At 68.1% G+C, this 25902-nt stretch carries 22 protein-coding genes; 13 read left to right on the plus strand and 9 right to left on the minus strand.

Annotated elements, in window-relative coordinates:
* The first annotated feature begins 296 nt into the window (after positions 1–296).
* The 6 genes from BLJ79_RS05580 (at position 297) to BLJ79_RS05605 (ending at position 7363) form a co-directional block, all read left to right on the plus strand.
* On the plus strand, positions 297–1088 hold the full coding sequence (locus BLJ79_RS05580; RefSeq protein ID WP_071213855.1) for a hydroxypyruvate isomerase family protein: 792 nt from the start codon (positions 297–299) through the stop codon (positions 1086–1088).
* Positions 1089–1155: 67 nt separating this feature from the next.
* Positions 1156–2073 (plus strand): 2-hydroxy-3-oxopropionate reductase, encoded by a 918-nt coding sequence (locus tag BLJ79_RS05585; protein WP_071213712.1) that lies wholly within the window; start codon positions 1156–1158, stop codon positions 2071–2073.
* 169 nt (positions 2074–2242) lie between these two features.
* Positions 2243–4048, plus strand: coding sequence for a glyoxylate carboligase (gcl, locus tag BLJ79_RS05590; RefSeq protein ID WP_071213713.1), 1806 nt, complete (start codon positions 2243–2245; stop codon positions 4046–4048).
* 28 nt (positions 4049–4076) lie between these two features.
* Positions 4077–5225 (plus strand): glycerate kinase, encoded by a 1149-nt coding sequence (locus BLJ79_RS05595; RefSeq protein WP_071213714.1) that lies wholly within the window; start codon positions 4077–4079, stop codon positions 5223–5225.
* Between the two features lie 60 nt (positions 5226–5285).
* The gene (gene allB, locus BLJ79_RS05600) at positions 5286–6677 is read left to right on the plus strand and encodes an allantoinase AllB (RefSeq protein WP_071213715.1); all 1392 of its coding nucleotides are present in this window, start codon (positions 5286–5288) and stop codon (positions 6675–6677) included.
* A gap of 266 nt (positions 6678–6943) precedes the next feature.
* Positions 6944–7363, plus strand: a complete 420-nt coding sequence (locus tag BLJ79_RS05605) for a hypothetical protein (RefSeq protein WP_071213716.1) — start codon at positions 6944–6946, stop codon at positions 7361–7363.
* Positions 7364–7403: 40 nt separating this feature from the next.
* Here BLJ79_RS05605 and BLJ79_RS05610 read toward each other — a convergent pair whose 3' ends face one another.
* On the minus strand, positions 7404–8393 hold the full coding sequence (locus BLJ79_RS05610) for a GlxA family transcriptional regulator (protein ID WP_286135271.1): 990 nt from the start codon (positions 8391–8393) through the stop codon (positions 7404–7406).
* Positions 8394–8456: 63 nt separating this feature from the next.
* On the opposite strand from BLJ79_RS05610, the gene BLJ79_RS05615 reads away from it, so the two are divergent.
* Positions 8457–9104, plus strand: a complete 648-nt coding sequence (locus BLJ79_RS05615; RefSeq protein WP_071213717.1) for an isochorismatase family protein — start codon at positions 8457–8459, stop codon at positions 9102–9104.
* A 166-nt stretch (positions 9105–9270) separates the two neighbouring features.
* Here BLJ79_RS05615 and BLJ79_RS05620 read toward each other — a convergent pair whose 3' ends face one another.
* Complete coding sequence (locus BLJ79_RS05620) at positions 9271–10455, minus strand: siderophore-interacting protein (RefSeq protein ID WP_175475399.1); 1185 nt, start codon at positions 10453–10455, stop codon at positions 9271–9273.
* 118 nt (positions 10456–10573) lie between these two features.
* Positions 10574–11476: a LysR family transcriptional regulator gene (locus BLJ79_RS05625; protein ID WP_217641800.1), complete on the minus strand. Its 903-nt coding sequence runs from the start codon at positions 11474–11476 to the stop codon at positions 10574–10576.
* A 75-nt stretch (positions 11477–11551) separates the two neighbouring features.
* Here BLJ79_RS05625 and BLJ79_RS05630 point away from each other — a divergent pair, with 75 nt between their 5' ends.
* Positions 11552–12454 carry an EamA family transporter gene (locus tag BLJ79_RS05630; protein ID WP_071213719.1) on the plus strand — a complete coding sequence of 301 codons (903 nt, stop codon included), beginning with the start codon at positions 11552–11554 and terminating at the stop codon, positions 12452–12454.
* Positions 12455–12690: 236 nt separating this feature from the next.
* Here BLJ79_RS05630 and BLJ79_RS05635 read toward each other — a convergent pair whose 3' ends face one another.
* The 5 genes from BLJ79_RS05635 to BLJ79_RS05655 all read right to left on the minus strand — a co-directional run bounded on the left by BLJ79_RS05635 (position 12691) and on the right by BLJ79_RS05655 (position 19046).
* Entirely contained in the window at positions 12691–13755 is a 1065-nt protein-coding gene (locus BLJ79_RS05635; protein WP_071213720.1) for a maleylacetate reductase, read from the minus strand.
* A 134-nt stretch (positions 13756–13889) separates the two neighbouring features.
* Positions 13890–14369 (minus strand): MarR family winged helix-turn-helix transcriptional regulator, encoded by a 480-nt coding sequence (locus BLJ79_RS05640; protein WP_175475400.1) that lies wholly within the window; start codon positions 14367–14369, stop codon positions 13890–13892.
* Positions 14370–14379: 10 nt separating this feature from the next.
* On the minus strand, positions 14380–16008 hold the full coding sequence (locus tag BLJ79_RS05645; protein WP_071213858.1) for an MDR family MFS transporter: 1629 nt from the start codon (positions 16006–16008) through the stop codon (positions 14380–14382).
* 249 nt (positions 16009–16257) lie between these two features.
* Positions 16258–17796 carry an MFS transporter gene (locus BLJ79_RS05650; protein ID WP_071213722.1) on the minus strand — a complete coding sequence of 513 codons (1539 nt, stop codon included), beginning with the start codon at positions 17794–17796 and terminating at the stop codon, positions 16258–16260.
* Positions 17797–17816: 20 nt separating this feature from the next.
* The gene (locus BLJ79_RS05655) at positions 17817–19046 is read right to left on the minus strand and encodes a M20 family metallopeptidase (protein WP_071213723.1); all 1230 of its coding nucleotides are present in this window, start codon (positions 19044–19046) and stop codon (positions 17817–17819) included.
* Between the two features lie 265 nt (positions 19047–19311).
* On the opposite strand from BLJ79_RS05655, the gene BLJ79_RS05660 reads away from it, so the two are divergent.
* The 5 genes from BLJ79_RS05660 (at position 19312) to BLJ79_RS05680 (ending at position 25108) form a co-directional block, all read left to right on the plus strand.
* A complete protein-coding gene (locus BLJ79_RS05660; protein WP_071213724.1) occupies positions 19312–20019 on the plus strand; it encodes a FadR/GntR family transcriptional regulator in 708 nt (235 codons plus the stop codon).
* Positions 20016–20981, plus strand: a complete 966-nt coding sequence (locus tag BLJ79_RS05665) for an asparaginase (protein ID WP_071213725.1) — start codon at positions 20016–20018, stop codon at positions 20979–20981. The genes BLJ79_RS05660 and BLJ79_RS05665 overlap by 4 nt, the downstream gene beginning before the upstream one ends.
* Positions 20982–21120: 139 nt before the next feature.
* On the plus strand, positions 21121–22554 hold the full coding sequence (locus BLJ79_RS05670; protein ID WP_071213726.1) for an aspartate ammonia-lyase: 1434 nt from the start codon (positions 21121–21123) through the stop codon (positions 22552–22554).
* A gap of 153 nt (positions 22555–22707) precedes the next feature.
* Positions 22708–24237, plus strand: coding sequence for an amino acid permease (locus tag BLJ79_RS05675; RefSeq protein WP_083411028.1), 1530 nt, complete (start codon positions 22708–22710; stop codon positions 24235–24237).
* A gap of 259 nt (positions 24238–24496) precedes the next feature.
* Complete coding sequence (locus BLJ79_RS05680) at positions 24497–25108, plus strand: hypothetical protein (RefSeq protein WP_071213727.1); 612 nt, start codon at positions 24497–24499, stop codon at positions 25106–25108.
* A gap of 19 nt (positions 25109–25127) precedes the next feature.
* Here the strand turns inward: BLJ79_RS05680 and bcp are convergent, their stop codons facing one another.
* The gene (bcp, locus tag BLJ79_RS05685) at positions 25128–25616 is read right to left on the minus strand and encodes a thioredoxin-dependent thiol peroxidase (protein WP_071213728.1); all 489 of its coding nucleotides are present in this window, start codon (positions 25614–25616) and stop codon (positions 25128–25130) included.
* Positions 25617–25902: the final 286 nt, after the last annotated feature.

The following is a 25902-nucleotide window of genomic DNA, read 5'->3' on the forward strand; positions in this document are numbered from 1 at the left end:
GTCGTACCTTTCACCACAGGGGGTGTGACGGGGATTACTGCGTTGAACGATAATGGCACGGTTCCACGTAAAAGAAAAGAGTTTTCGTCTGGTGGAAACGCTCTGTAAGTGCCCGCGGCGGGGCAGTTGGGCGCTCCCGCCCATGTCGCATGCCGAAAGCTGTCGACAGTGCGGCGCCCGGAGGGGATTTCAGTGCGACGCACTTCTTGACAGTGACTCAGACCACTCGGTAGAGTTCTCGTCAAGCAATAAACATATTTCACAATATGGAAGTTGGAACCATGAAGGAGTCGAAGATGGCCTACACCGTCAACTGTTCAATCCTGCTCACCGAGCTGCCCCTCCTGGAGCGCGCCGCTGCGGCGAAGGCCGCCGGCTTTGACAGCGTTGAATTCTGGTGGCCCTTTGCCTCCGCGGTTCCCTCCGACTCCGAGGTCGATGCCTTCATCGCCTCGATCAAGGACGCGGGCGTCACGCTCGAAGGCCTGAACTTCTTCGCCGGCGACATGCCGGCCGGGGACCGCGGCCTGGTTTCCTGGGTGGGACGCGAATCCGAGTTCCTGGCCAACATCGATGTCGTCGCCGGCATCGGCGAAGCGACCGGCTGCAAGGGCTTCAACGCCCTGTATGGCAACCGCCAGCCGGGCCTCGACGGCCAGGCACAGGACAAGCTGGCCATCGAAAACCTTCTCGCAGCCGCCCAGGGCGTCGAGCGCATCGGCGGCACGGTGTTGCTTGAACCGATCTCCGGATCCGAGGCCTACCCGCTGAAGACCTCGGCCGACGCGTTCTTTGTCCTGGACAAGGTCCACGCCGCCGGCGCCTCCAACGTGAAGCTGCTCGCCGACTTCTACCACCTGGCCGTCAACGGCGACGACGTCGCTGCACTGATCGAGGGCCACGCCCACGAATTCGGCCACATCCAGATCGCCGACGATCCGGGACGCGGCGCGCCGGGCACCGGCACCCTCCCGCTGGGCGAATGGGTCACCCGTTCCCGCGACCTCGGCTACGCCGGCGGCGTCGCCCTGGAATACAAGGCCGCCCACGCGCAAGCTTTCAACTGGCTCATCCGCCAGTCCGCCTAACCCGCACCCCCTCCTTCCGGGCCTCCAGCGCCCAAGCCACCAGCACACAAGTTTTCAGGAGCACGGCATGTCGAACACGCAAAAAATCGCATTCATCGGCCTGGGCATCATGGGCCTGCCCATGGCCATCAACCTGGCCAAGGCAGGCTTCGAGGTCACCGGCTACAACCGCAGCCCGGAAAAGACCGCGGAACTGGTGGCCGCCGGCGGCAAGGGCGCGGGCTCCATCCCGGAGGCAGTGGCCGACGCCGACGTCGTCATCACCATGGTTCCGGATTCCGCGGACGTCGAAGCAGTGGTCACCGGCGAGGCTGGCGTCTTCGTGAACGCCAAGGCCGGCGCCCTGTGGATCGACAACTCCTCCATCCGCCCCGACGTCGCCGCCCGCCTGGCCGACGAGGCCCGCGCCGCCGGCATCCGCCCGCTGGACGCCCCGGTCTCAGGCGGCGAGGCCGGCGCGATCGGCGGTGTCCTGTCGATCATGGTCGGCGGCGAGCCGGCGGACTTCGCCGCCGCCGAGGCCGTCTTCAACGCCGTGGGCAAGACCATCGTGCTGGTCGGCCCGGCCGGATCCGGCCAGACCGTCAAGGCGGCCAACCAGCTGATCGTGGCGGCCAACATCCAGGCACTCTCCGAGGCCGTGGTCTTCCTCGAGGCCTACGGTGTCGACACCGACGCCGCCCTGGAGGTCCTCGGCGGCGGGCTTGCCGGCTCCAAGGTCCTGGACCAGAAGGGCCAGAAGATCCTTGACCGCTCCTTCGAGCCCGGCTTCCGCCTGGCCCTGCACCACAAGGACATGGGGATCGTGACCTCCGCGGCCCGCGAGGCCGGGGTCGTGCTTCCGCTCGGCGCACTCGTCGCCCAGCTCGTGGCCTCCACAGTGGCCAGCGGCGACGGCGCGCTTGACCACTCCGGGCTCTTCCGCGGCGTACAACGCCTCAGCGGGTCCGCAGACGTGCCGGCCGAACCAGTGGCCGCCAACTAGCCCCACGCACCGACGGCGCCGGACCGCTTCCCTGCAGGAAACGCGCCGCCCACACCACCCGGACCGCCGCGCGGCATCCGCCGCGCGCACAGGGGTCCACCCGAACTTCACACCCTTCCTGCCGCCAGGCCCTGCCGGCGACCGGAATTGATACAAGGAGCAGTACAACATGGCAACAATGCGCGTCGTTGATGCAATTGTCTTGATTTTGGAAAAGGAAGGCGCCACCGAGGCCTTCGGCCTGCCGGGAGCGGCAATCAACCCGCTGTACTCGGCCATGCAGCGCCGCGGCACCATCCGCCACACCCTGGCCCGCCACGTCGAGGGCGCCAGCCACATGGCCGACGGCTACTCCCGGGCCACCGGCAAGATCGGGTTGTGCCTGGGCACCTCCGGCCCGGCCGGCACCGACATGATCACCGGCCTCTACGCCGCGATCGCCGACTCGATCCCGATGCTCTGCATCACCGGACAGGCGCCGACCGACAAGCTGCACAAGGAAGACTTCCAGGCCGTGGACATCGAGTCCATCGCCAAGCCGGTCACCAAGTTCGCCGCCACCGTCCTGGAGCCGGGCCTGGTCCCGGGCTACTTCGCCAAGGCCTTCCAGATCATGCGCTCGGCACGCCCGGGCCCGGTCCTGCTGGATTTGCCGATCAACGTGCAGATGGCGAGCATCGAATTCGACATCGACGCCTACGAACCGCTGGTCCCGGACAAGCCGGCGGCCACCCGCGGCCAGGCCGAGAAGGTCCTGGACCTGCTGGTCGCCGCCAAGCACCCGATGATCATTGCCGGCGGCGGAGTCATCAACGCCAACGCCTCGGCAAAGCTCGTCGAGCTGGCCGAACTGCTGAACATCCCGGTCTCCCCGACCCTGATGGGCTGGGGCGCCATTCCCGATGACCACCGCCTGCAGTCGGGCATGGTCGGCATCCAGACCCACACCCGCTACGGCAACGTCTCCTTCCTGGCCTCCGACTTCGTGCTGGGCCTGGGCAACCGCTGGGCCAACCGCCACACCGGCGGGCTGGACACGTACCGCAAGGGCCGAACGTTCGTGCACATCGACATCGAGGGCACCCAGATCGGCCGGGTCTTCTCCCCGGACTTGGGGATCATCTCCGACGCCGGCGCCGCGATCGACCAGCTGCTGGCCGCCGCCCGCGACCGCAAGGCCGCCGGCACCCTGCCGGACTACTCGGCGTGGGCCGACGAATGCACCGAGCGCAAGGGCACGCTGCACCGCAAGACCAACTTCGAGAACGTGCCGATCAAACCGCAGCGCGTCTACCAGGAAATGAACGCAGCCTTCGGCAAGGACACCACCTACGTCTCGACCATCGGCCTGTCCCAGATCGCCGGTGCGCAGATGCTGCACGTCTACGGCCCGCGCCAGTGGATCAACGCCGGCCAGGCCGGCCCGCTGGGCTGGACCGGACCCGCGGCCCTGGGCGTGGTGCGCGGCAAGCCGAACTCCACCGTCGTCGCCCTCTCCGGCGACTACGACTTCCAGTTCATGATCGAGGAACTGGCCGTCGGCGCGCAGTTCAAGCTGCCCTACATCCACGTGGTGGTCAACAACTCCTACCTGGGCCTGATTCGCCAGTCCCAGCGCCCCTTCGAGATGGATTACCACGTCTCGCTGGGCTTCGAGAACATCAACTCCCCGGAAACCAACGGCTACGGCGTCGACCACGTCAAGGTCGCCGAGGGACTGGGCTGCAAGGCGGTTCGCGTGGAGGATCCCTCCAAGCTGGCCGAGGGCTTCGCCGAGGCCGGCCGCCTGGCCGCCGAGTTCCAGGTGCCCGTCGTCGTGGAGGTCATCCTGGAGCGTGTGACAAACATTGCCATGGGTGCTGAACTGGATGCAGTGAACGAGTTCGAGGACCTGGCCGACGCGGCAGCGGACGCGCCGACGGCATTAACTCCGTTGGCGGCATTCGAAGGCGCCCACGCCGGCGCATCCGCCTAGGCAAGCAGACAAAGGGAAGAAGCACGTAATGCTGATCGTTGTGGCACCGGACAAGTTCAAGGGAACTCTCACGGGCGCGGAAGTTGCCGCCTCGATCAGTGCCGGGGTGCGCCAGGCGCTGCCGCAGGCGCGCACCCTCACGGTGCCCGTCGCGGACGGCGGCGAGGGAACCCTCGCCGCCGCCCTGGAATGCGGCTTCGTGCAGCACCACGCGCAGGTCTCCGGCCCCACCGGGGAACCGGTCAGTGCGGCCTTCGGGCTGAAGGGGCACATCGCCATCGTGGAGATGGCCGAGGCCTCGGGCCTCGACCGCCTGCCCGGCGGGGTGAAGGATGCGATGGGCGCCAGCAGCCTGGGCACCGGCCAGCTGATCGCCGCGGCGCTGGACGCCGGGGCCACCGAGATCATCCTGGGCGTCGGCGGCAGCGCCTGCACGGACGGCGGGGCCGGCATGCTCCAGGGGCTGGGTGCGAGGCTGCTCGATGCCGCGGGCCACGAGGTGGCCCGCGGCGGCGGACCGCTGGGAACCGTGCACCGGGTCGATCTGTCAGGGCTCGATCCGCGGATCGCCGCCACCTCCTTCACGCTGGCGGCCGACGTGGAAAACCCGCTGACCGGGTCCAACGGCGCGGCCTTCGTATTCGCCCCGCAAAAGGGCGCAAGCGACGCCCATGTCATCGAGCTGGACGCGGCGCTGGGCCGCTTCGCGCAGGGCCTGGGTGCCGAACTCGGTGTGCAGCGCATCGCCGGCATCGCGGCGTCCCCGGGTGCCGGTGCCGCAGGAGGCGTCGGCTTCGCCGCGCTGGCGGTGCTGGATGCCACCCGACGCCGCGGCATCGACGTGGTGCTGGAACTGACCGGGCTGGAGACCGCGCTGGAGGGCGCGGCCGCCGTGTTCACCGGCGAGGGCAGCCTGGACACCCAGTCGCTGGAGGGCAAGACGCCGGTGGGAGTGGCCCAGCTGGCCGCCGCCCGCGGCATTCCCGTCTACGCCATATGTGGACGCAACCAACTTTCCACCGAGCAGGCAACATCCGCGGGCTTCACCGCGGTACGATCGCTGCTCGAGCTGGAACCAGATGTTGCCCGTTGCATGAGTGAGGGTGGATCTCTTGTGCAACGGGCGGCAACCCTCTTGGCCGAGGAATTCCTGGCCGCCCACGCGGCCAACACCTAGGGCCGGGCTACTCTTTCCCCAACCACCATTTTCCAATGCACGAGATGTAAGGATGCGATCATGGGCAACACCGAGCTCACCGAGGCAGGCACGCCGTCACCGGAAGCAAACACAGGCACCGACTTCGATCTGGTGATCCGCGGCGAGCAGATCGTCACCGGCGCCGGCACGGTCGCGCGCGAAATCGGGGTCCGCGACGGCAAGATCGTCGCCATCGAGCCCCTGGGCAACAACCTCGCCGGCGCCACGGTCATCGAGCTGTCCGCCGAGCAGGTCCTGATCCCGGGACTGGTCGACACCCACGTGCACATCAACGAGCCCGGCCGCACCGAGTGGGAGGGCTTCGAGTCCGCCACCAAGGCAGCCGCCGCCGGAGGCGTGACCACCGTGGTGGACATGCCGCTGAACTCCATCCCGCCGACCGTCAACGTCGAGGCACTGGAACTCAAGCAGGCAGCCGCACGGCCCAAGGCGTTCGTCGACGTCGGATTCTGGGGCGGTGCCATCCCGGGCAACAAGACCGATTTGCGCGAGCTGCACGACGCCGGCGTCTTCGGCTTCAAGTGCTTCCTGCTGCACTCGGGCGTCGAGGAATTCCCCTACCTCGAACCCGACGAGATGGAAGAGGACATGACCGAGATCGTGTCCTTCGACTCGATGATGCTGGTCCACGCCGAGGATTCGCGGGCCATCGACCGCGCCCCGAACGCCGAGGGCGACCACTACGACCGTTTCCTGGCCTCCCGCCCGCGCGGCGCCGAGAACGTCGCGGTGGCCGAGGTCATCGAGCGCGCCCGCTGGACCGGGGCCCGCGCCCACATCCTGCACCTGTCCTCCTCCGACGCCCTGCCGATGATCGAATCGGCCAAGCGCGACGGCGTGAAGCTGACCGTGGAGACCTGCCCGCACTACCTCACGCTGCTGGCCGAGGAAATCCCCAACGGCGCCACCGCCTTCAAGTGCTGCCCGCCGATCCGCGAGGCCTCCAACCGGGAACTGCTCTGGAAGGGCTTGGAAGACGGGATCATCGACTGCATCGTCTCGGACCACTCGCCCTCGACCATCGACCTGAAGGACGTCGAGAACGGCGACTTCGGCGTGGCCTGGGGCGGGGTTGCCTCGCTGCAGCTGGGCCTGGCACTGATCTGGACCGAGGCCAAGCGCCGCGGCATCAAGCTCGAGACCGTGCTGAACTGGATGTCCAAGCGCCCGGCGGAAATCGCCGGCCTGCACCACAAGGGCGCCATCGCGCTGGGCAACGACGCCGACTTCGCGTTCTTCGGGCCGGAGGACAGCTTCGTGGTCGACGTGGACAAGCTGCACCACAAGAACCCGATTTCCCCGTACCAGGGCAAGGTCCTGGCCGGCAAGGTCAGCCGCACCTTCGTGCGCGGCGTCGAGGTCGACTTCAAGACCCCGCACGGCAAGCTGATCCGCCGCGGCGAGGTCTAAACACCCGCCGCCACACCCTTCCGGGCCGCCCCGGCTTCCCCCGGTTTTTCCAACGCTCTCTTTGGTCAGTGAACATGTTGGAGGAACACGGTGGTGCCGAGGCGGCCCGGTCTTTTAACCCTGGACCGGTTTGTCGGTCGCTTTATCCAAGCGCTTTACTATATGCTTGTACGGCGCGGGCTCGTCCCGCGCATCGCACCACAACGAGGTGGTGCGCGACAATCTTGATCCCGCCGAAGTCGGGCTGCGGGCAGGAAGGGACGGCAATGAACTGGAAGCAGGCGAACTTCCTGGGCATGGGGCTCTCGGGGGTGTTGACGGCCCTCATCCTGGCCGTCCTGGTCTCCAACGGCGCCGGGGGACTGCACGAGTTCCGCCTGGTCAACACCCTGCTTCTGGTGGTGTTCAGCTTCGTGGTGCTCGCCGCGGTGTTCAGCGCGCTGGGGGCAAGGTTCCTCGGGTTTTCCTCCTGCCGCAATTGCATGCTTGCCGTGGGACTGGCCTGGGCGCTCTCGGTCCCCTTGTCGGCCTGGATCAACATGGGCGGGGCCACGGCGGAGGCCTTCGAGGTGTTCCCCGGCGACTGGGGCTGGGCACTGCTGCCCGCGCTGCTTTACGCCGGGTCCATCGCCGGACTGCAACTGGCCAACCGGCGCCGCGAAGCGGATGCCGCCTCGGCCCGGTGAGCCACGGTTCGATGTGCCTTCGGCCGCGAGTTTCTGCGGCTCAGCGGCTGGTGAAGCGGGTCCGGTAGGAGGTCGGCGTCGTGGCGTAGGCCGCGATGAAGTTCTGGCGGAACGTCACGGCGCTGCCGAAGCCACACGACTCGGCAATGCGGGCGATGCTCCAATTGGTGGTTTCGAGTAATTGGCGGGCGTCGTCGAGCCGGCGGCCCAGCACCCAGCGCGCCGGAGAAAGCCCGGTGACCTCCTTGAACCTGCGGGTGAAGTTGCGCTTGCTCATGGTGGCGTGCGCCGCAAGACTCTCCACCTCGAGGTCCTGGTCCAGGTTTGCCAGCGCCCATTGGATGGTCCTGCCCAGCGGCCCGTCCAAGTCGGGATCCGGCAGCGGGCGGGCAATGTATTGCGCCTGGTCCCCGTCCCGGTGGGGCGCAACGACGATTTGGCGCGCCACCGCCGCGGCGGCCGCCGAGCCCAGGTGCGTGCGCACGATGTGCAGGCAGGCGTCAAGGGCGGAAGCGGTGCCGGCCGAGGTGAGCACGTCGCCGTGGTCTATGTAGAGGGCGGAGTCGTTGAATTCCACGGCATGTGGCTTGGCAGCCACCGCCTTGGCGCCACCCCAATGTGTGACCGCCGTGCGGCCGTCGAGCACGCCGCTGCGCGCGACCGGGTAGGCGCCCAGGCACAGCCCCGCGATCGCGGCGCCGCGTCCGTGGGACTCGCGGACCAGTCTGATCAGGTCCCCGGACGGATCGGGTAGCTCCGAGAGCCAGGACGGAAACACCAAGAGGTCCGCATCGGCGGCAATCTCCGGACCGGAGACCTCGCCAATCAGGTAGCCCTCGGCGCTGCGCACCGGATGCCCCGATTCGCTAAAGACCTCGGTGGTCCAGTCATCGGCCAGGCCCAGCCGGGAGACCTCGCCAAAGACCAACAGCGGGGTCGCGAGGTGGAACATGGTGATTCCGTCAAAGGCATGGATGGCGATCTTCAGTTTGGCCCGTTTCCATCGAAGATGTGCAGATACGCCACTCACTGTACCCGAGGGCGCGATGCCATGCTGGGATGACCAACCAAACACCACGAATGGGAGCCCACCATGGCTGAACTGCGCCGCGCACTGGTCATCATCGACGTGCAGAACGACTACTTTGCCGAGGAAGGACCGCTCGCGATCCAGTACCCGGACCGCAACGAATCCCTGGCCAACATCACCCGGGCCATCGACCTGGCCGACGCGCAGGGCATGCCCATAGCCGTCGTCCAGCACCAGTACCCGGCCGGGGCACCGGTGTTCGCCGAGGGCTCCGAGGGCTGGAAGCTGCACCCGGAGATCGCCTCCCGCCGCAAGGACTCGTGGAAGCACCTGGTCAAGAGCTATGCCAGCGTCTTTGCCGGCACCGACTTCGAGGCTTGGCTGCGGGAAAACGACGTCGAGACCATCACCGTGGTCGGATACATGACCAACAACTGCGACCTGGCCACCGCGGCGGCCGCCGAGCCGCTGGGCTTCGGCGTGGAAATGCTCTCCGACGCCAGCGGCGCCATCCACCTGGCGAACGAGTCAGGCCAGGTCGGTGCGCAGCAGCTGCACGAGACGTTGATGGTGCTGCTGCACTCCAACTTCGCCACCGTCGCCACCACCGACGCCTGGGCGCAGTCCGTCGAGGGCGGAGCCGAACTGCCCAAGGGCGACCTGGGCTCCTCCGCGATGCAGGGACGAGCGGCATTCCAGCCCGTCGGCTGATGACGGCCGCTTCGTCGCACTGCGGCGAGTTGCCAAGAAAACCGTGGTGCGCAACGGGAACCAGGGCCGCAACCCGCGGTTTGCCGCGATAGGTCCTGACCCCGTTCCGCCGTCGGCGGTGCCCCTTACCGCCTGTGGCCAGGGGCACCACTGCTCCGGGGTGCGTTTACTCCGTCGGCGAGCCGGGGTTGCCGATCGGAAGCGTGCGCCACGCCCGCTTGGCCTTCCTCGGCGTCCAGTAATTGGAGGTCGTGATCCGGCGCTGGTCCAGGTCCCAGTGGGAAAGCAGGCGACGGATCTCCTGCGTGGCGGAACGCTCTCCCAACGCCAGGATCTCCACCTGGCCGTGGGCGGCCGGCAGGTCGCGCAGGGCATTGGCCAGCATGGCGCTGGTGGCGGAGGGCTCGCCCGAGCGGTGGACCCAATGCAGTGCCATGCCCGCGGGCCGGTCGATCTCGAACTCGTCCTGCGCGGAATCGACCTCCAAGATCACCTGGCCCACGGCGTTGCGCGGCAACATTTCCAGGGCCGCGGCGATGGCCGGGATGGCGGACTCGTCCCCGACATACAGGTGCTGCTCCGCCCCGGCATCCGGGCGGAACTTGCCCTTGGACTTCGAAAGCACCAGCAGGTCGCCCGATTTGGCCCCGGCCGCCCAGGAGCCACCGACGCCGTCGGTCCCGTGGACGAAGAAGTCGATTGCTATTTCACGGGCCGCCGGATCATGGCTGCGGATCGTGTATGAGCGGGAGACCGGCAGGTCCTCGCGGGCCAGGCGCCCGCGCAGTGAACGCATCTCATAGGGCGGGACCAATCCCAGGGCGGGGTTGGCGAAATGCACCTTGACGTGCTGGTCGGCCGCGCCGTTGGACTCGAAGTCGGCAAAACCCTCGCCGCCGGCAACAATGCGCACCATGCTTTGGCTCAGCCATTGGGTGCGCAGCACCTCGAGCACGATCTGCGAACCGCGCACCCGGGTGCGGACCGGCGCCGCGGTATCGGCAGGGGCTGGCCCGGCAACCGCAACCGCGTGCTGCGGTTCGGCGCCCGGCGCCGGCGGCAGCGGAGGCAGTGCACGGGGCCGTGCCTTGCGCAGCGCCTTGGTGGCCGCGGCGTAGGCGGCCCTGCCTCCGGCCTTCTCGGCGTCGCGCAATGTCGCGTCACGCAACGCCTTGGACAGCGTGATGCCGCCGTGCCGTGCCGCGCGCTTCAGCTTCTTCTTGGCTGCCTTCCGCCCGGCCCGCCGGCCAGCCTCAACTGCGGCCTCGAAGACCCGGGCGTGTTCGCGGGCCAGCGCCGGGGGCAGCTCGCCGGGATACACCGGGCGCTTGGGGTGTTTGTGGTGCGACATCTCGAGGGCTCCTCTCGACCGTGCGGGCATCTTGCGTATCCTCGAGTCTGGCCCGAGTGGCGCCCGGTTACAAGCGGACCGGCCCCGCAGTGCGGCCTCGGGTGACCGACCTGACCGGCTACCGGCGCTGGTTCATCCGCCCGAGCACCAGCGCGAGGGCCGGCCAGGCGCTGCGCCCGGCGCGGGTCCGGGCGAAAGCCCGCAGCCGCAGGTCCGGCTTGCGCAGCGGCAGGATGGCGATCCCTTCCTTCCGCGGGCGGTTTTCCGGAAGCAGCCCCACGCCGAGCCCGGCCAGGATCAGGTCCTCGACCAAGTCCAGGCTGTCGGCCTGGTGGCGCATGGCCGGGGCAAACCCGGCCATCGAGGACAGCAGTCGCAGCACCGTCTCGTCGGCGATGTTGCGCGAGTTCCCGATCCAGTCCCGGTCGCGGAAGGCGGAAAACACATCCGGCGCATCGGGCGCACCCGTGAAGCCTTCCGCATCGCTGCTGGGCACACCCAGGCCCCACGGCGTGCTCCACAAGTCCAGCGTTTCCACGCCGGGACCGGCCGAATCCGGGGCCAGGTTGTAGTCGTAGGTCAGGGCCAGGTCTACGTCGTCGGCGGCCAACAGCTTCAGCGCCTCGGCCGGTTCGTGCTCCAACACCACGATCCGCACCCGAGGATGATGCTCGGCCAGCTCCTTGATGATGGGCATCAGCGTGGTGCGGATCGCAGTCGCGAACCCCGCCACCCGCAGTGTGCCCGAGGGCTCGGCGGCGGGATCCAGGTCCAGCCTCGCCGCATCGATGGCGCCGAGGATGGTGTGCGCGTGCTCGGCCAGCCGTCGGCCGGCCGGGGTGAGCCGGACCCCGCGCCCGTCGGGTTCCAGCAACCGGGCTCCGGTTTCCCTCGAGAGCTGCGCGATCTGCTGGGAGACGGTCGAGGTGGTGGTTCCCAGAACGTCTGCGACGGCCCGCATCGAGCCCATGCGGGCAAGCTCGTAGAGGTATTGCAGGCGCCGGGTATCCATAATCTCCATTGTGCAGGAAACCTGGACGATATGTTGATGATTCTCGCGTGGACATGGATGACTTGCCTCGGCTCTACTGGGTCAATGACTTCAACACACGCATCCGCAGGCAAGACCGCCGGCGTTGGCTCCATGATGGCGTTTGCCGCGATGGGCTGCGTCCAGCTGGGCCTGGCGGCGTCGATCGGCCTGGCCGGGACCCTGGGCTCCGAGGGAGTCGCCTGGCTGCGCCTGGCTTGGGCCGCGGTGATCCTGGTGGCCATCGCCCGGCCCTGGAGGATGAAATTCACCCGTGCCACGCTGGGGATCTGTGCGCTGCTGGGCCTGGCCACCGCCGGCATGACGCTGGGCTTCATGAAGGCGGTGGAAACCATCGACCTGGGCACAGCGAGTGCCCTGGAATTCATGGGTCCGCTGGCCGTGGCCATCATCCAGGGCCGCGGCGCCGGGCGCTGGTGGGCGCTGGTCGCCGCCGCCGGAGTGCTCGGGCTGACCGAGCCCTGGCACGGTGCCGCGGATCCCGCCGGCGTGCTTTTTGCACTCGGCGGCGCGGTCTGCTGGGCCGTCTATGTCCTGCTCACCCAGCGCGCCGGGGACGCGGTAGACGGCCTCGGCGCCCTGGCCATTTCCATGCCCGTCGCGGCGGTGGCCGCAACGTTGGTGGTGGGCCCGGAGGTGATCGGGCGCATGGACGTGCAGGTGCTGGCCATAGGATTCGCGCTCGCGCTGCTGCTGCCGGTGATCCCGTTCAGCCTCGAACTGCTGGCGCTGCGCCGGCTGACCACCGCGGCGTTCGGCACGTTGATGTGCCTGGAGCCGGCCATCGCGATGGTCGTCGGGTTGCTGATCCTCCACCAGGTCCCGCGACCGGCCGCGATTCTTGGCATCCTGCTGGTCATCGTCGCGGGGATCGGTGCCACGCGCACCGGCCGTCGCGACCCGGCAAAGATCGCGCAACCGGCGGTTGCCGCGCAGTCCGTCCCGTAGACCACCCACGTCCGGAGTCGTGTGATGATCAACGCTTGAACGAGAGCCAACCTTGCGATGCGGGGAATTGCACGCGGCTCAACTTTCCATCAGTCGCGTTGAACCCCGTAATCCGTCAGTCAATGCCGCAGTTCGTGGAGTGACGGTTCGCATTTCTGTCGGACTGGCAAATCTGCCAGCGGCACTCTGTCTGGCACGCTCCCTGCATTTATTCGCAGTGGCCGGCCTGGCCCGGTTCAGTAGGCCGGTTCGGAGCCGTGGAGCGCCGCGGTGAGCAGTGCCGCCAGATCTTCCGCGGTGACGGTCCGGGGGTTGTTGGCCGGAATGGCCGGAAGAATGAGCGAAACAGCCTCGGGGATGTTTCCCGCCGCGAATCCGTAGTCCTTCAGCGCACGCGGCGCATCCAGCCGGGAGCGTAGTGCGTTGAGCCCACCAAGGGCGGTCGGGCTTCCAAATGCCGCTGCCATGCGGGCCTCTGCCCCGGGAGCCGCAGGCGCGTTGAAGGCCAGCACGTAGGGCAGCACCGTGGCATGGGTCTGGGCGTGGGGCATGTCGTAGGTTCCGCCGAGCACGTGGCAGATCTTGTGGTGCATCCCGGATCCGGCAGAGGCGAACGCCACCGCCGACAGGTACGCGCCGTAGAGGGCCTGTTCGCGTCCCTCGATGCCTGCGGGATCCGCCACAATTTCCGGCAGCCCGGCGGCAAGGGCCCGGATCCCCTCGGCGGCCAGCACCGCATTGATCGGGTCGGCGCGCGGCCCCCACATTGAGTCGATGCAGTGGGCCATGGCGTTCAAGCCCGAGGCCACCGACAAGCCGACCGGCAACGACGTAGTCAGCGCGGAGTCGTAGATGACGGTGGCCGGCAGCACGCGGGCATCGACACCCGTGGTCTTGCGTCCCGCCTCGGTCAGGCCCCAGACGTTGGTGGCCTCGGATCCGGCATAGGTGGTGGGTACGGCGACGATGGGCAGCGCGGTGTCCAGGGCGATGGCCTTGGCCAGGCCGACGGCCGACCCGCCACCGAGGCACACCAGCAGATCGATGCCGTTCTCCCGGGCGGCGGCGCGGGCCGTCTTCGCGCTGGCGATCGGCACGTGCTGGACGATGTCGGAATAGCGCAGCGCCACGGGGAGCCGTCGGGTCAGTTCGTCAACGGTGCCGGAATCGCGCCGCCCGGCGATCACCATCACCCGGGTGGCGTCGAACCTGGCAACCTCCGCCGCAAGGTGCTCGGCCGCCTTGCCGGTGCCGAAGAGGACCCGTTGGGGCAGGGTGTCGTGGCTGAAGATCATTCCCATGTTGGCAGTCCTTGGATTGTGGTCCCGTGCGGGGGACCGGAGACGTTGCCTGAAACGCTACCCGATAGGCAGGTGGTCCCTGTCGGCGGAACGAATTGTTCCGCCGACAGGGGCCACCTGTGAACCCCGGGGTTCTAGAGCGGGGAGTTGTTCAGCCGCGCCAGCAGGTCGGTGAAGCGGCGGACCTCGCCCGGTTCCCACTCCGCGAGCCGGTCATGGAGCACCCGGCGGGCGTCGGCCAGGTTCGCGTCGAAGCGTGCCCGTGCCTCAACGGTCATGGAGACCAGCAGGGCCCGCCCGTCGCTGGGATCCATGCTCCGGTCGACCAGCCCCAGGTGGTCGAGCTGCTTGATGGTCCGGCTCATCATGGCCTTGTCCACCTCCATCTCCTCGGCCAGGCACCCCTGCTGCCGGGGCCCCGAGCGGGAGAGGATGGTGAGCACCTTGAACCCCATGGGGGGCAGCTCCGGGTCGATGGCCGCGGCCCGGGCCCGGATGCTGTTGCGCGCGTTGACGAACATGGTCGCGAATTGCTTCTCGACCTCGTCGATCAGCGGAGCCATGACGGCGTCATCGGCCCTGGAGGGTTCCGCGACGGCGAAGGGATCGGCCACGGCGTCCATCTCAGCGGCGCGCCGAGGTGTTCTCGTCGTCCAGGCGCGGGGTCGCCGCGATGGCAGCCTCGCTGACCTCAACCAGGTTTGCCTCGGCGGCCTCGGCCTCCGCGCGCTGGTGGCGGGTCTGGGTGCCCAGCTCCAGGTTGGGCATGAAGGCCACGGCCAGGATGGTCAGGATGCTCAGCGGGGCCGCCACCATGAAGACGTAGGCCACGGCGTCGCCGTAGGAGGACTCGATGATGGAACGGACCGAATCGGGCAGGGCATGGACCGCGGGGATGTTCCCGGAGGCCAGCGAGGCCGCCAGGTCCTTGCCCTTGTCCCCGAGTGCGGCAATTGCGGCGCCCAGCTCGGCGCTCTTGGCGCCCATGAGGTCGGCGACCTTCGTGGCCATCAGTGCCCCAAGGACCGAGACGCCGATGGTGCCGCCCAGCGAGCGGAAGAACGCGATCCCGGAGGAAGCCACGCCGATCTCCGCCGGGGTGACGGCGTTCTGCACGATCAGCACCAGGTTCTGCATGACCATGCCCAGGCCGGCGCCGAGGACGAACATGTAGGTGGAGACCAGTACGAAGTTGGTGTCGTAGTGGATGGTGCCCAGCAGGTAGAGCCCTGCCAGCTGCAGCACCGAGCCGGTGACCATGATGGCCTTCCACTTGCCGTGCTTGGAGATCAGGGCTCCGGCGATGGTGGAGATGACCAGCAATCCGGCCATCATCGGGATGGTCATCAGCCCGGATTGGGTGGCGTTGGCGCCGCGGGCCAGCTGCATGTACTGGGCCAGGAAGACCGAGGTGCCGAACATCGACACGCCCACGGAGATCGAGGCGACCACCGAAAGGGTGAAGGTGTTGTTCTTGAACATGGTCAGCGGGATGATCGGCTCGGCGGCCTTGAATTCCACGATCACGAACGCGGCCAGCGCGGCAACGGCGCCGCCGACCATCCATGCGGTCGTGGCCGAGGCCCACTCGAAGTTCTTGCCGGCCATCGAAACCCAGATCAGCAGCGCCGAGACGCCGGCCGAAAGCAGCACGATGCCCGCGTAGTCGATGGACACCTTGCGCTTGGCCACCGCGGGCAGGTGAAGGGTCTTTTGGATCAGGATGATCGCGATGGCCGCGAAGGGCAGGGCGATGAAGAAGTTCCAGCGCCAGTTGATGGCGTCGGTGATGAATCCGCCGATCAGCGGTCCGCCCACGGTGCCAAGCGCCATGACGGCGCCGAAGAGGCCCATGTACTTGCCGCGCTCGCGCGGGGAGATGATGTCGGCCATGACGATTTGGGTCAGGGCTGTCAGTCCGCCTGCGCCCAGGCCCTGGAAGACGCGCATGGTGATGAGCATCGTGGTGTCCTGCGAGAACCCGGCGATGGCCGAGGCGACCACGAAGATCAGCAGCGAGAGCTGCAGCAGGAGCTTGCGGTTGGACAGGTCGGCCAGTTTGCCCCAGATCGGGGTGGAGATGGTGGTGGCCAGCAGGGTTGCGGTGACCACCCAGGTGTAGGAGGTCTGGTCGCCGGCCAGGTCGGAAATGATGACCGGGAGCGAGGTGGAGACGACGGTGCCGGCGAGGATCGAGACGAACATGCCCATGAGCAGGCCGGTCAGTGATTGCATCACCTGGCGGTGGGTCATGCCCGATTCGGACAACTGGGGCGCCGCCTTCGTGGCGCTGGGTGTCTGGGACAAAAGGGGACTCCAAAACAAGGGGGAAGATGGTTGATTGGTATCAACTATATTGAACTAGTTGCTGTTGCGCAACTAATTCCCCTGTGATCCGGGGCTCCTTGTCGGCGCTCGCCGGGCGCCGCGGGACGCGGAAGGAGCCGGGACGCCACTTGAACTGGTCCCGGCTCCTTCCGCCCGCAAGTGGCGGGCGCCGTGCTAGTTGCCGAACGCCGGGGGAGCGACGTCATGCGGTTCGAACGGCTCGGCCTCCGGCACGCGGTCCTTCGGCTCGGCCGGGACCGTGACGATGATCGCGGCGATCGCAATGACCACCATCAGCACGTTGAACAGCAGGCCGATGGCCCCGCCGAAGCGCAGCGCGACATTGTCCTGCCGGCCGATGAACAGGCCCCAGGACTGGATGAGTTCCGGGTTGACGGCCTGGCCGGCCACGTACAGGGCCGCGGAGATCGCCACCCCGATCGCGTTGCCCAGCGAGGAGGCCATCTTGTAGATGCCCGAGGCCGCGCCCACCTGGGCGTCCGGGACGTTGGAGAGCGCCGCGTCGGTGGACGGTGTCGCGTAGAAGCCCAGGCCCACCCCGAAGAGCGTGAAACCGATGACGGACAGCACGATGTACTGGTCGATGTACAAAAATGTCATCGAGCACATCAGGATGCCGACGCCGGTGATCATCGAGCCCCAGAGCATCGGCTTCTTCGGGCCGAAGCGCTGCAGCAGCTTCTCGCCCACCCGGATGGTGGCCAGGATCGCCACCAGGTAGCCCAGGGTGAGCAGGCCCGATTGCAGCGAGGACATCCCGGCCGCGACCTGCACCAGGCCCAGGGACACGATCAGCGTTCCGGCCGCGCCGTTGAGCAGGAAGTTGGACAGGGTGGCGCCGGTGAAGGTGCCGTTGGAGAACAGCTTCAGGTTCACGAACGCGCCGGCCCGGTGCGTCTCGATGTACAGGAAGACCAGCCCCGAGACCGCGGCCAGTGCGATCAGCCCCAGCCCGGCGAGGCTCAGCCAGCCCAAGGCCGGGCCCTGGGAGATGTAGATGTTGATCGAGACCAGCAGCACGATGAACGCGACCAGTCCGCCCCAGTCGAAGCCCTGCTCCACGGCGGCAGGATCACGCTCGGCCCGCGACTCGGGGGTGCCGCGCAGCAGCCACAGGGCGAGGATCGAAAGCACCACGGAGATCCAGAAGATCGAGCGCCAGCCCAGGAAGGTGGAAGCCATCAGCCCGCCGAAGAGCGAGCAGAAGCCGGAGCCGCCCCAGGAGCCGATCGACCAGAAGGACAGCGCGCGCTGCCGGGCCTTGCCCTCGTAGAAGGTCTTCACCAGCGCCATCGAGGAGGGCATGATGCAGGCCGCGGACAGGCCCTGGACCACGCGTCCGCCCAGCAGCATGGTGCTGGTCAGCCCGCCGAGGTTTTCCGGGGTCAGGGCGATCAGCAGCGAGCCGGCGATGGACAGCCAGATGCCGGCGTAGAGAATCTTGACCCGGCCGATCCGGTCGGCCAACCCGCCGGCGACAACGATGAAGATGCCGGAGAACAGCGAGGTGACCGACACCGCCAGGTTCGCCAGGGTCTCCTCCACGCCGAGCTGGCCGCGGATGCCGGGAATGACGTTGAGCAGGGTCTGGGCAAAGAGCCAGAAGTTGATGACCGCCAGGACGATGCCCAACAGCCACTTGTCGGTGGGCTTCCAGGCGGTGGTCGCCGGGGAGTGGGTTTCAGCGCTCATGGTGTTCCACGTTCCTTCTCTCAGTTCTTCTTGCCCAGGTAGGCCAGTGCGGCGATGACTTGGGTGCGGGTGGCGGTTTCGAGCGTGGGGTCGATGGCGGGGGCGAAGAAGGGGGAGTGGTTCGCGGGGATGTCGGAGGACACCGTCCCGCTTGCCACCGCCTTGCGGTAGGCCTCGGCCGGGACGCAGCCAACCGTCCAGTACGTGTAGGGGATGCCGAACGCGTCGGGGATGGTGCTGAAGTCCTCCGAGGCGGTGGCCGGGTCGGCGCGATGGACCTGACCGTCGGGGAAGTGTTCGGTGAAGGCCCGGGTGACGGTTTCGTTCACCTCGGCATCGTTGCTGGTGAGCGGGAACTGGTCGTAGTACTCGAACTCCGGCTCCTTCGGGGAACCGGCCGCGGCGCATTCCCCGCGCACGATCCGCTCGATGGAGGCCATCACGTGCTTGCGCAGCTCCGTGTCATAGGTGCGGATGTTCAGCCTCAGTTCGGCCCGGTCGGGGATGATGTTGGCGGTGGTCCCGGCGTTGGACGCACCGACCGTCACCACCGCGAACTGACCCGGCCGGGTCTCCCGGGACACGATGGTCTGCAGCTTCAACACGATCGAGGCGGCCAGCACCACCGGGTCCACCGAGTTGTGCGGCATGGAGCCGTGGGCGCCGCGGCCGTGGACGGTGATCTTCAGGCTGTCGCCGGCGGAGAGGATCGGCCCGGCGGTGGTGCCGATCATCCCGGCCTCCATGGGCATCACGTGCTGGGCCAGGGCGACGTCGGGACGCGGCAGCTTGTCGACAAGCCCGTCGGCGACCATGGCCCTGGCCCCCGCGGCGGTTTCCTCGGCCGGCTGGAAGAGCGCGATGTGCGTCCCGGACCAGGCGTCCCGGTGGTCGGCCAGCACCTTCGCGGCGCCCAGCAGGGTGGCCATGTGCATGTCGTGCCCGCAGGCATGCATGACGCCCGCGACGGTGGAGGAATACTCCAGCCCGGTGTCTTCCGTGACCGGAAGCGCGTCCATGTCGGCGCGGGCAAGGACCACAGGTCCGTCGCCGTTGGCCAGCACCCCGACCACGCCGGTGCCGCCGATCCGCTGGATCTCGTATCCCAGGGTGCCGAGTTCGGCCGCGATGCGTTCGGAGGTCTCGTGTTCCTGCAGGCCGAGCTCCGGATGGCGGTGGAAATGCCTGTACAGCTCGCGTTGCCACTCCAACTGCTTTTCCAGCGAGCTGAAAACAGCTTGATAGCTCATGCTTCGGCCTTCCGTCCCGGCCGCGAACGGACGTTGCCGGATGCTGGGTGCCTCGTCCGCGGATCCACAAGGCCAAATGTATTCCCGCCGGGAGCACGCTGTCCATGTCAGCGTGGTCTTTTCGCGAGACATTCACGGCAGCGAACGGCGTGCTCCGAGGGCGGCCAAGGTCTGGCCTGCCGGTTCCGGCGCGAAAATACCGCGGGCGGCATGTGGGGGCTCGCGCGCCTTGACAGTGTTTTGTGAGACGTGACATAGTCGGAACATGAACCTGTCAGACAGCCGGGCAGCCGGACCGCAGCCGATCGTGAGAGTCAGCGCGGCCGAGGCCGTCTTTACCTCCATCCGCGACGCCATCGAGTCCGGCGAACTGCCCGTCGGCAGCAAGTTGAGCGCCGAATCGGTGCTTGCCGCCCAATACGCGGTCAGCCGCTCGGTCATCCGCGAGGCCCTGCGCTCCTGCGCTGCACTCGGGCTCACCCAGACCCAAACCGGCAAGGGCACCTTCGTCATTGCCCCGCGCGCCGGCGGCGACCTGGTGCTCGGGGCCTTCTCCGCGCGCAGCCTCATGGAGGCACGCCCGCACATCGAGATCCCCGCGGCGCAATTCGCCGCCACCCGCGCCACCGCCGACCAGCTTCTCCAGCTGCGCGGCATCATCGAGGCCATGGAAGACGAGGACGACCCGGAAATGTGGGTCACGCTCGATGCCAGCTTCCATGCCACCATCGCCGCGGCCAGCGGCAACGGCGTCTTCGCCCGCGTGGTCAACGACATCCGCGACGCGATGGTCAACCAGTCCGAGACCATCAACCTCATCACCGGCCGCCAGCACCCCTCGCACGCCGAACACCGCGAGATCCTCGCGGCCATCGAAGCCGGCGACGGACCCGCGGCCGGGAAGGCCATGGCCGCACACCTGGCCGCCGTCGACGAAGCCCTGACCCTGATCCTTGGAGTGGGCAAACCGTGAACCTCGCCAATTTCCCCGGCCACGCTCCGCTCGCCGTGCAAACCCGCGGCCAGCTGGTGGAAAGCGTCCACTACGGCTCCCTGGCGGCCCTGGATCCACACGGCACCACCGTGCTCACCCGCGGGGAACCCGGAGCCCGGATCTACCCGCGTTCGGCCCTGAAGCCGCTCTTCGCCGTGGCCATGGTGCGCGCCGGGCTCGAGCTGCCCGCCGAGCAGCTCGCCCTGGCCGCCGCCAGCCACTCCGGCTCCGCCGACCACCAGGACCTCGCCGCCAAGATCCTCGCCGAGGCCGGGCTGGATCCCGCGGCGCTGCGCAACTCCACCGACCTGCCCTACGGGACCGCCGAACGCCACGCGTGGATCCACGCCGGCAACGGCCCCACCCAACTGGCCCAGAACTGCTCGGGCAAGCACGCCGCGATGCTGGCCGCTTGCGTGCTCAACGGCTGGGACACCGATACCTACCTGCACCACGACCACCCGCTGCCCACCCTCATCCGGGCGGTCGTCGCCGAACTCACCGGCGAGGACGTGACCATCACCAGCACCGACGGGTGCGGCACCGAGGTCTTCGCACTCTCCCTGACCGGCATGGCCAGGGCATTCTCCAGGCTGGTCACGGCCACCGGGGGCACCGCCGAACGCCGGGTCGCCGACGCCATGCGCGCGCACCCGCTGATGGTTGCCGGTATCGGGCGCGATGTCACGGCGCTCATGGAGGCCGTGCCCGGGCTGCTGGCCAAGGACGGGTTCGAGGGAATCCAGCTCATCGCCCTGCCCGACGGCTCCGCGGTGGCACTGAAGATCTCCGACGGGTCGGACCGGGCGCGCATGCCGGCCGCCGTCCCCGCCTTGCTGGCCCTGGGCGTGGCGCCCGGGCCGCTGGAACCCTTCAACAACCTCCCCGTGCTCGGCGGCGGCCACCCGGTCGGCACCCTGTCCGGGCTGCCCCTCAGCTAGCGCCGCTCCCGGGGCCGCAACACGGCCCCACCCACAACGCACCACCGCGCGCTGCCTTGTCGTGCCCAAAAACAGCCCTTCCAACGCAGCGCACCATCCATCGCCCACGCACCGCCCCAGCACAGGAGAACCTCCCGCCATGAACGAATCCACCGCCACCTTGCAGGCCACGGCCCCCCAGGGCACCCGCAGCGAACACGATTTGATCGGCGACCGGGACATTCCCGCGCACGTGTATTGGGGCGTGCACTCGCTGCGCGCCGTGGAAAACTTCCCGATCACCGGCCAGCCGCTGTCCACCAACACCAACCTGGTGGTGGCCCTGGCCATGGTCAAGCAGGCAGCAGCCCGGACCAACCTGGAACTGGGCCTGCTCGACGCGCCCCGCGCCGAGGCCATCATCGCCGCCTGCGCCGAAATCATCGGCGGCAAGCTGCACGACCAGTTCGTCGTCGACGTGATCCAGGGCGGCGCCGGGACCTCCTCGAACATGAACGCCAACGAGGTCATCGCCAACCGGGCGCTGGAGATCATGGGCCACGCCAAGGGCGAATACCAGTACCTGCACCCCAACGACCACGTGAACCTCAGCCAGTCCACCAACGACGTCTACCCCACCGCGGTGCGCGTGGCCACGATCTTCGCCGCGACCTCGCTGGTCGGTGCGATGGAGCACCTCGGCGCGGCCTTCGCCGCCAAGGCCGTCGAGTTCCGCACCGTGGTGAAGATGGGCCGGACCCAGCTGCAGGACGCCGTGCCGATGACCCTGGGGCAGGAGTTCAACTCCTATGCCGTGACCCTGGGCGAGGACCGCTTGCGGCTGGCCGAGGCCACCTTGCTGGTCCACGAGATCAACCTCGGTGCCACCGCCATCGGCACCGGGCTCAACGCCCCGGCCGGCTACTCGGCCCTGGCCTGCACCCACCTGGCGGAGATCTCCGGGCTGAAGCTGGAAACCGCGTTCGACCTGATCGAGGCCACCGCCGACGTCGGCGCCTTCGTGCACCTCTCCGGGGTGCTCAAGCGCGTGGCCGTCAAGCTCTCCAAAATCTGCAACGATTTGCGCCTGCTCTCCTCCGGCCCGCGCGCCGGCCTGGGCGAGATCGACCTGCCCGCGGTGCAGTCCGGCTCCTCGATCATGCCCGGCAAGGTCAACCCGGTGATCCCCGAGGTCGTGAACCAGGTGGCCTACGAGGTCATCGGCAACGACGTGACCATCACGATGGCCGCAGAGTCCGGGCAGCTGCAGCTCAACGCCTTCGAGCCGATCATCGTGCACAGCCTGACCAAGTCGATGCGCCACCTCGAGGCCGCCTGCACCACGCTGGCCGACAAGTGCATCGTCGGGATCACCGCGCACGAGGACAAGCTGCGGGCCCAGGTGGAAAACTCCATCGGCCTGGTCACCGCGCTGACCACCCAACTGGGCTACGCAGCCTCAACCAGGATCGCCATGGAGGCGCTGTCCACCGGACGCGGCGTGGCCGAACTGGTCCTGGAACACGGACTGCTCTCCGCTTCCGAACTGCGCGAACTCTTGCGCCCCGAGCGCCTGGCCAATCTCAGCGAATAGCTGTTCCCTCCGCCGGTTTCCGGGCACACCCGCCCGCAACCGGCGCCCCGCCCGCGGCCCACCCCCGCCGCGGCCTTCACGACCCGTTCCGCCATCACGCACCACCTTGCAAGCAAGCCCCCACGACATCCACTCCCCGAGAGGCCCACGCGCATGACACGTGAAAACCCCACACCCGGCCCCGCGCCGCGTTCCGGAAACACCCTGGCCGACGGCCGGCCGAAGTCGGCATTGACCGCCGAGGACGCCGGCATGCACAAGGGGCTGAAATCCCGCCAGATCCAGATGATCGCGATCGGCGGGGCCATCGGCACCGGCCTGTTCATGGGTGCCGGCGGCCGGCTGGCCGGCGCCGGCCCGGCATTGATGTTCAGCTATGCGGTCTGCGGGTTCTTCGCGTTCCTGATCCTGCGCGCGCTGGGCGAACTGGTCGTCCACCGCCCCTCCTCGGGTTCCTTCGTCTCCTACGCCCGCGAGTTCTTCGGCGAGAAGGCAGCCTTCGTCACCGGCTGGCTGTACTGGCTGAACTGGGCCATGACCGCGATCGTGGACATCACCGCGATCGCGCTGTACATGAACTTCTTCGCCAAGTACGTGCCGTGGATCGGCGCGGTCCCGCAGTGGACCTGGGCGTTGGCGGCGCTGCTGCTGGTGCTGGGGCTGAACCTGGTCTCGGTGAAGGTCTTCGGCGAGCTGGAGTTCTGGTTCGCGTTGATCAAGGTCGTCGCGCTGGTGGCGTTCCTGGCCGTGGGCGTCTACTTTGTCATCTTCGGGTCTCCGGTCCCCGGGCACGAGGTCGGCTTCTCGCTGATCGCGGACAACGGCGGGTTCTTCCCCAACGGCCTGCTTCCGGTGGTCGTGGTGATGCAGGGCGTGGTGTTCGCCTACGCCTCGATCGAGCTGATCGGCACCGCGGCCGGGGAGACCGAAAACCCGGAGAAGGTCATGCCCAAGGCCATCAACACCGTGATCATCCGCATCGCCGTGTTCTACGTCGGCTCCCTGGTGCTGCTCTCGCTGCTGCTGCCCTACAGTGCCTACAAGGCCGGCGAATCCCCGTTCGTGACGTTCTTCGGGTCCATCGGCGTCGCCGGCATGGACTCGATCATGAACCTGGTGGTGCTCACCGCGGCGATGTCCTCGTTGAACGCCGGGCTGTATTCCACCGGGCGCATCCTGCGTTCGATGGCTCTGGCCGGATCCGCGCCGCGCTTCGCCGCGCGGCTGAACAAGCGGGGCGTGCCCTACGGCGGCATCGCGCTGACCACCGTGGTCGCAGGCCTCGGAGTGGTGCTCAACGCGATCGTTCCGGCACAGGCCTTCGAGATCGTGCTGAACATGGCTGCGCTGGGCATCATCGCCTCCTGGGGCATGATCGTGCTCTGCCAGCTGGCGCTGTACCGCCTGTCCCGGCGCGGGGAAATGGCCCGGCCGGCCTTCCGCATGATCGGGGCGCCCTACACCGGGTACCTGACCCTGGCCTTCCTGGCCGCGGTCATCGTGTTGATGGCCTTCGACTCGCCGGTGGGCACCTGGACCGTGGCCTCGATCATCGTCATTGTCCCGGCGTTGATGATCGGTTGGTACGCCTCCCGCGGGCGCATCGCCGACATCGCCGCGGCACGCGATGCGGCCGACGAGCGCTACGAAGTCGCGCTTTCCGCCTCCGGGCCGGAGGCCTGAGCCACCCGGCACCCGGCGCCCGCACCCGCCCCCGCAAGCACCTTGCGGGGGTGCGGTTGTGTTGCGGCGACGGTGCCCGGCGGCGCCGCGGCAGCGGGCCGCCCGGGGTCCGGCGCCAAGCCGGTTACTTTCCCCCGCGCCTCTGCTACCCTCGCAGCATGAGGCACCCATCATGCGTTGCTTTGCCACCCCTCATCCACCCCGATCCAGCCTTCCGCAGAGGTGCGCCATCTGCCGGCGCGCCCCGCGGGTCCCGGCGATGAGCACCATCCAGGGCGGCGGCTGGGAAACCACCGCCCGTGCCCGCGGGCAGGCCGAAGACGCCGACCTGGGGCGATGGCTCTACACCCTGCAGCTGGAACGCGAGGAAGACCGCAAGTCGTTGGTCAACAACGCCGCAGGCCTGGTCGTCGGGCTGATTGTCGCCACCGCCAGCATCATGTTCCTGGTGCGCGCCCATCCCGCGGTGCCCGGATTGAAGCTGGGCGGGTTGGCACTGAGCGTCCTGGGGCTGGGGTTCGTGGCGGTGTGCGGCTACCGGATGCTCTTCCGGGACCGCGAGGGCATCCGCGGGATCCTGCTGGGCCACGTCTACGAGGCGGGCCTGGTCCTCGAACGCACCCGGGGCCCCAGCCACGTGGTGCCCCGGGACACCGGCATCCTGCGCCACGTCGCCTGGGACGCAGGCGGGGACGAACGCGCGCGCGACCAGCTGTGGATCACGCTGCCCGATGGCTCCGTGCGCGGCATCGAAACCTGGAGCGGGTTCGAATGCCGGCAGCTGGCGCAGCTGGCCACGCACTTCGGGATGCCGGACGAACCGGAACGCATCGCCCCGGTCCATCCCGCAGACATCCCCGAACTCCTGTAGCGGGGAGGCAGGGAAGCGGCTAGATGCCGAGTTCCTCGCGCAGACGGGCCACATGCCCGCCGGCGGCGACGTTGTACTCGGCCAGCGAGACCAGGCCGTCGCCGTCGACCACCACGGTGCTGCGCAGCGTGCCGGAGGACTTCTTGCCGTTGAACTCCTTTTCCCCGTACGAGCCGTAGGCGGTGGCCACCGCAAAATCGGGATCCGAAAGCAGCGGGAAGTTCAGCGATTCGGCAGCGGTGAACGAGGCCAGGGCCTCGCCCTGGTCCGGGGAGATGCCCAGGACCTCGTACCCGGCGCCCCGCAGCGAGTTCAGGTTGTCCCGGAAGTCGCAGGCCTCGGTGGTGCAGCCGGGGGTGGCCGCCTTGGGGTAGAAGTACACGACGACGTTCTTGCCCGCGTAGTCGCCCAGCGAGACCTGCCGGCCGGTGGCATCGGCCAAGGTGAATTGCGGTGCGCGCTGCCCAACGGCCAGCGGTGATGAAAGTTCAGACACAAGCGACTCCATTCGTTTCCACATCCTGATAATTCAATTTCATCCTATTGCTTGTGTGGCGGACCAACAAGGGGTGAACGAGGGTGAAAACCACGCATTGCACACCCGTCGGGGCACCGATCGGGCCCGCATACCGCGCGCGATGTACGCGGGGGGCAAAAAGTCAGTCTTAGGGAGGGTCAAACCGTGGGGCATCGAGGGTAGAGTGACCAATGCTTGGCTGAAAAATGCCGCGTTGCCGCCCTCGCGGGGCCACCAAACCATGGTGGATTCGTGCGGCTAAAAAATCATGAGGACA

This window comes from Arthrobacter sp. UCD-GKA, assembly GCF_001863355.1.
Classification (GTDB): domain Bacteria; phylum Actinomycetota; class Actinomycetes; order Actinomycetales; family Micrococcaceae; genus Paeniglutamicibacter.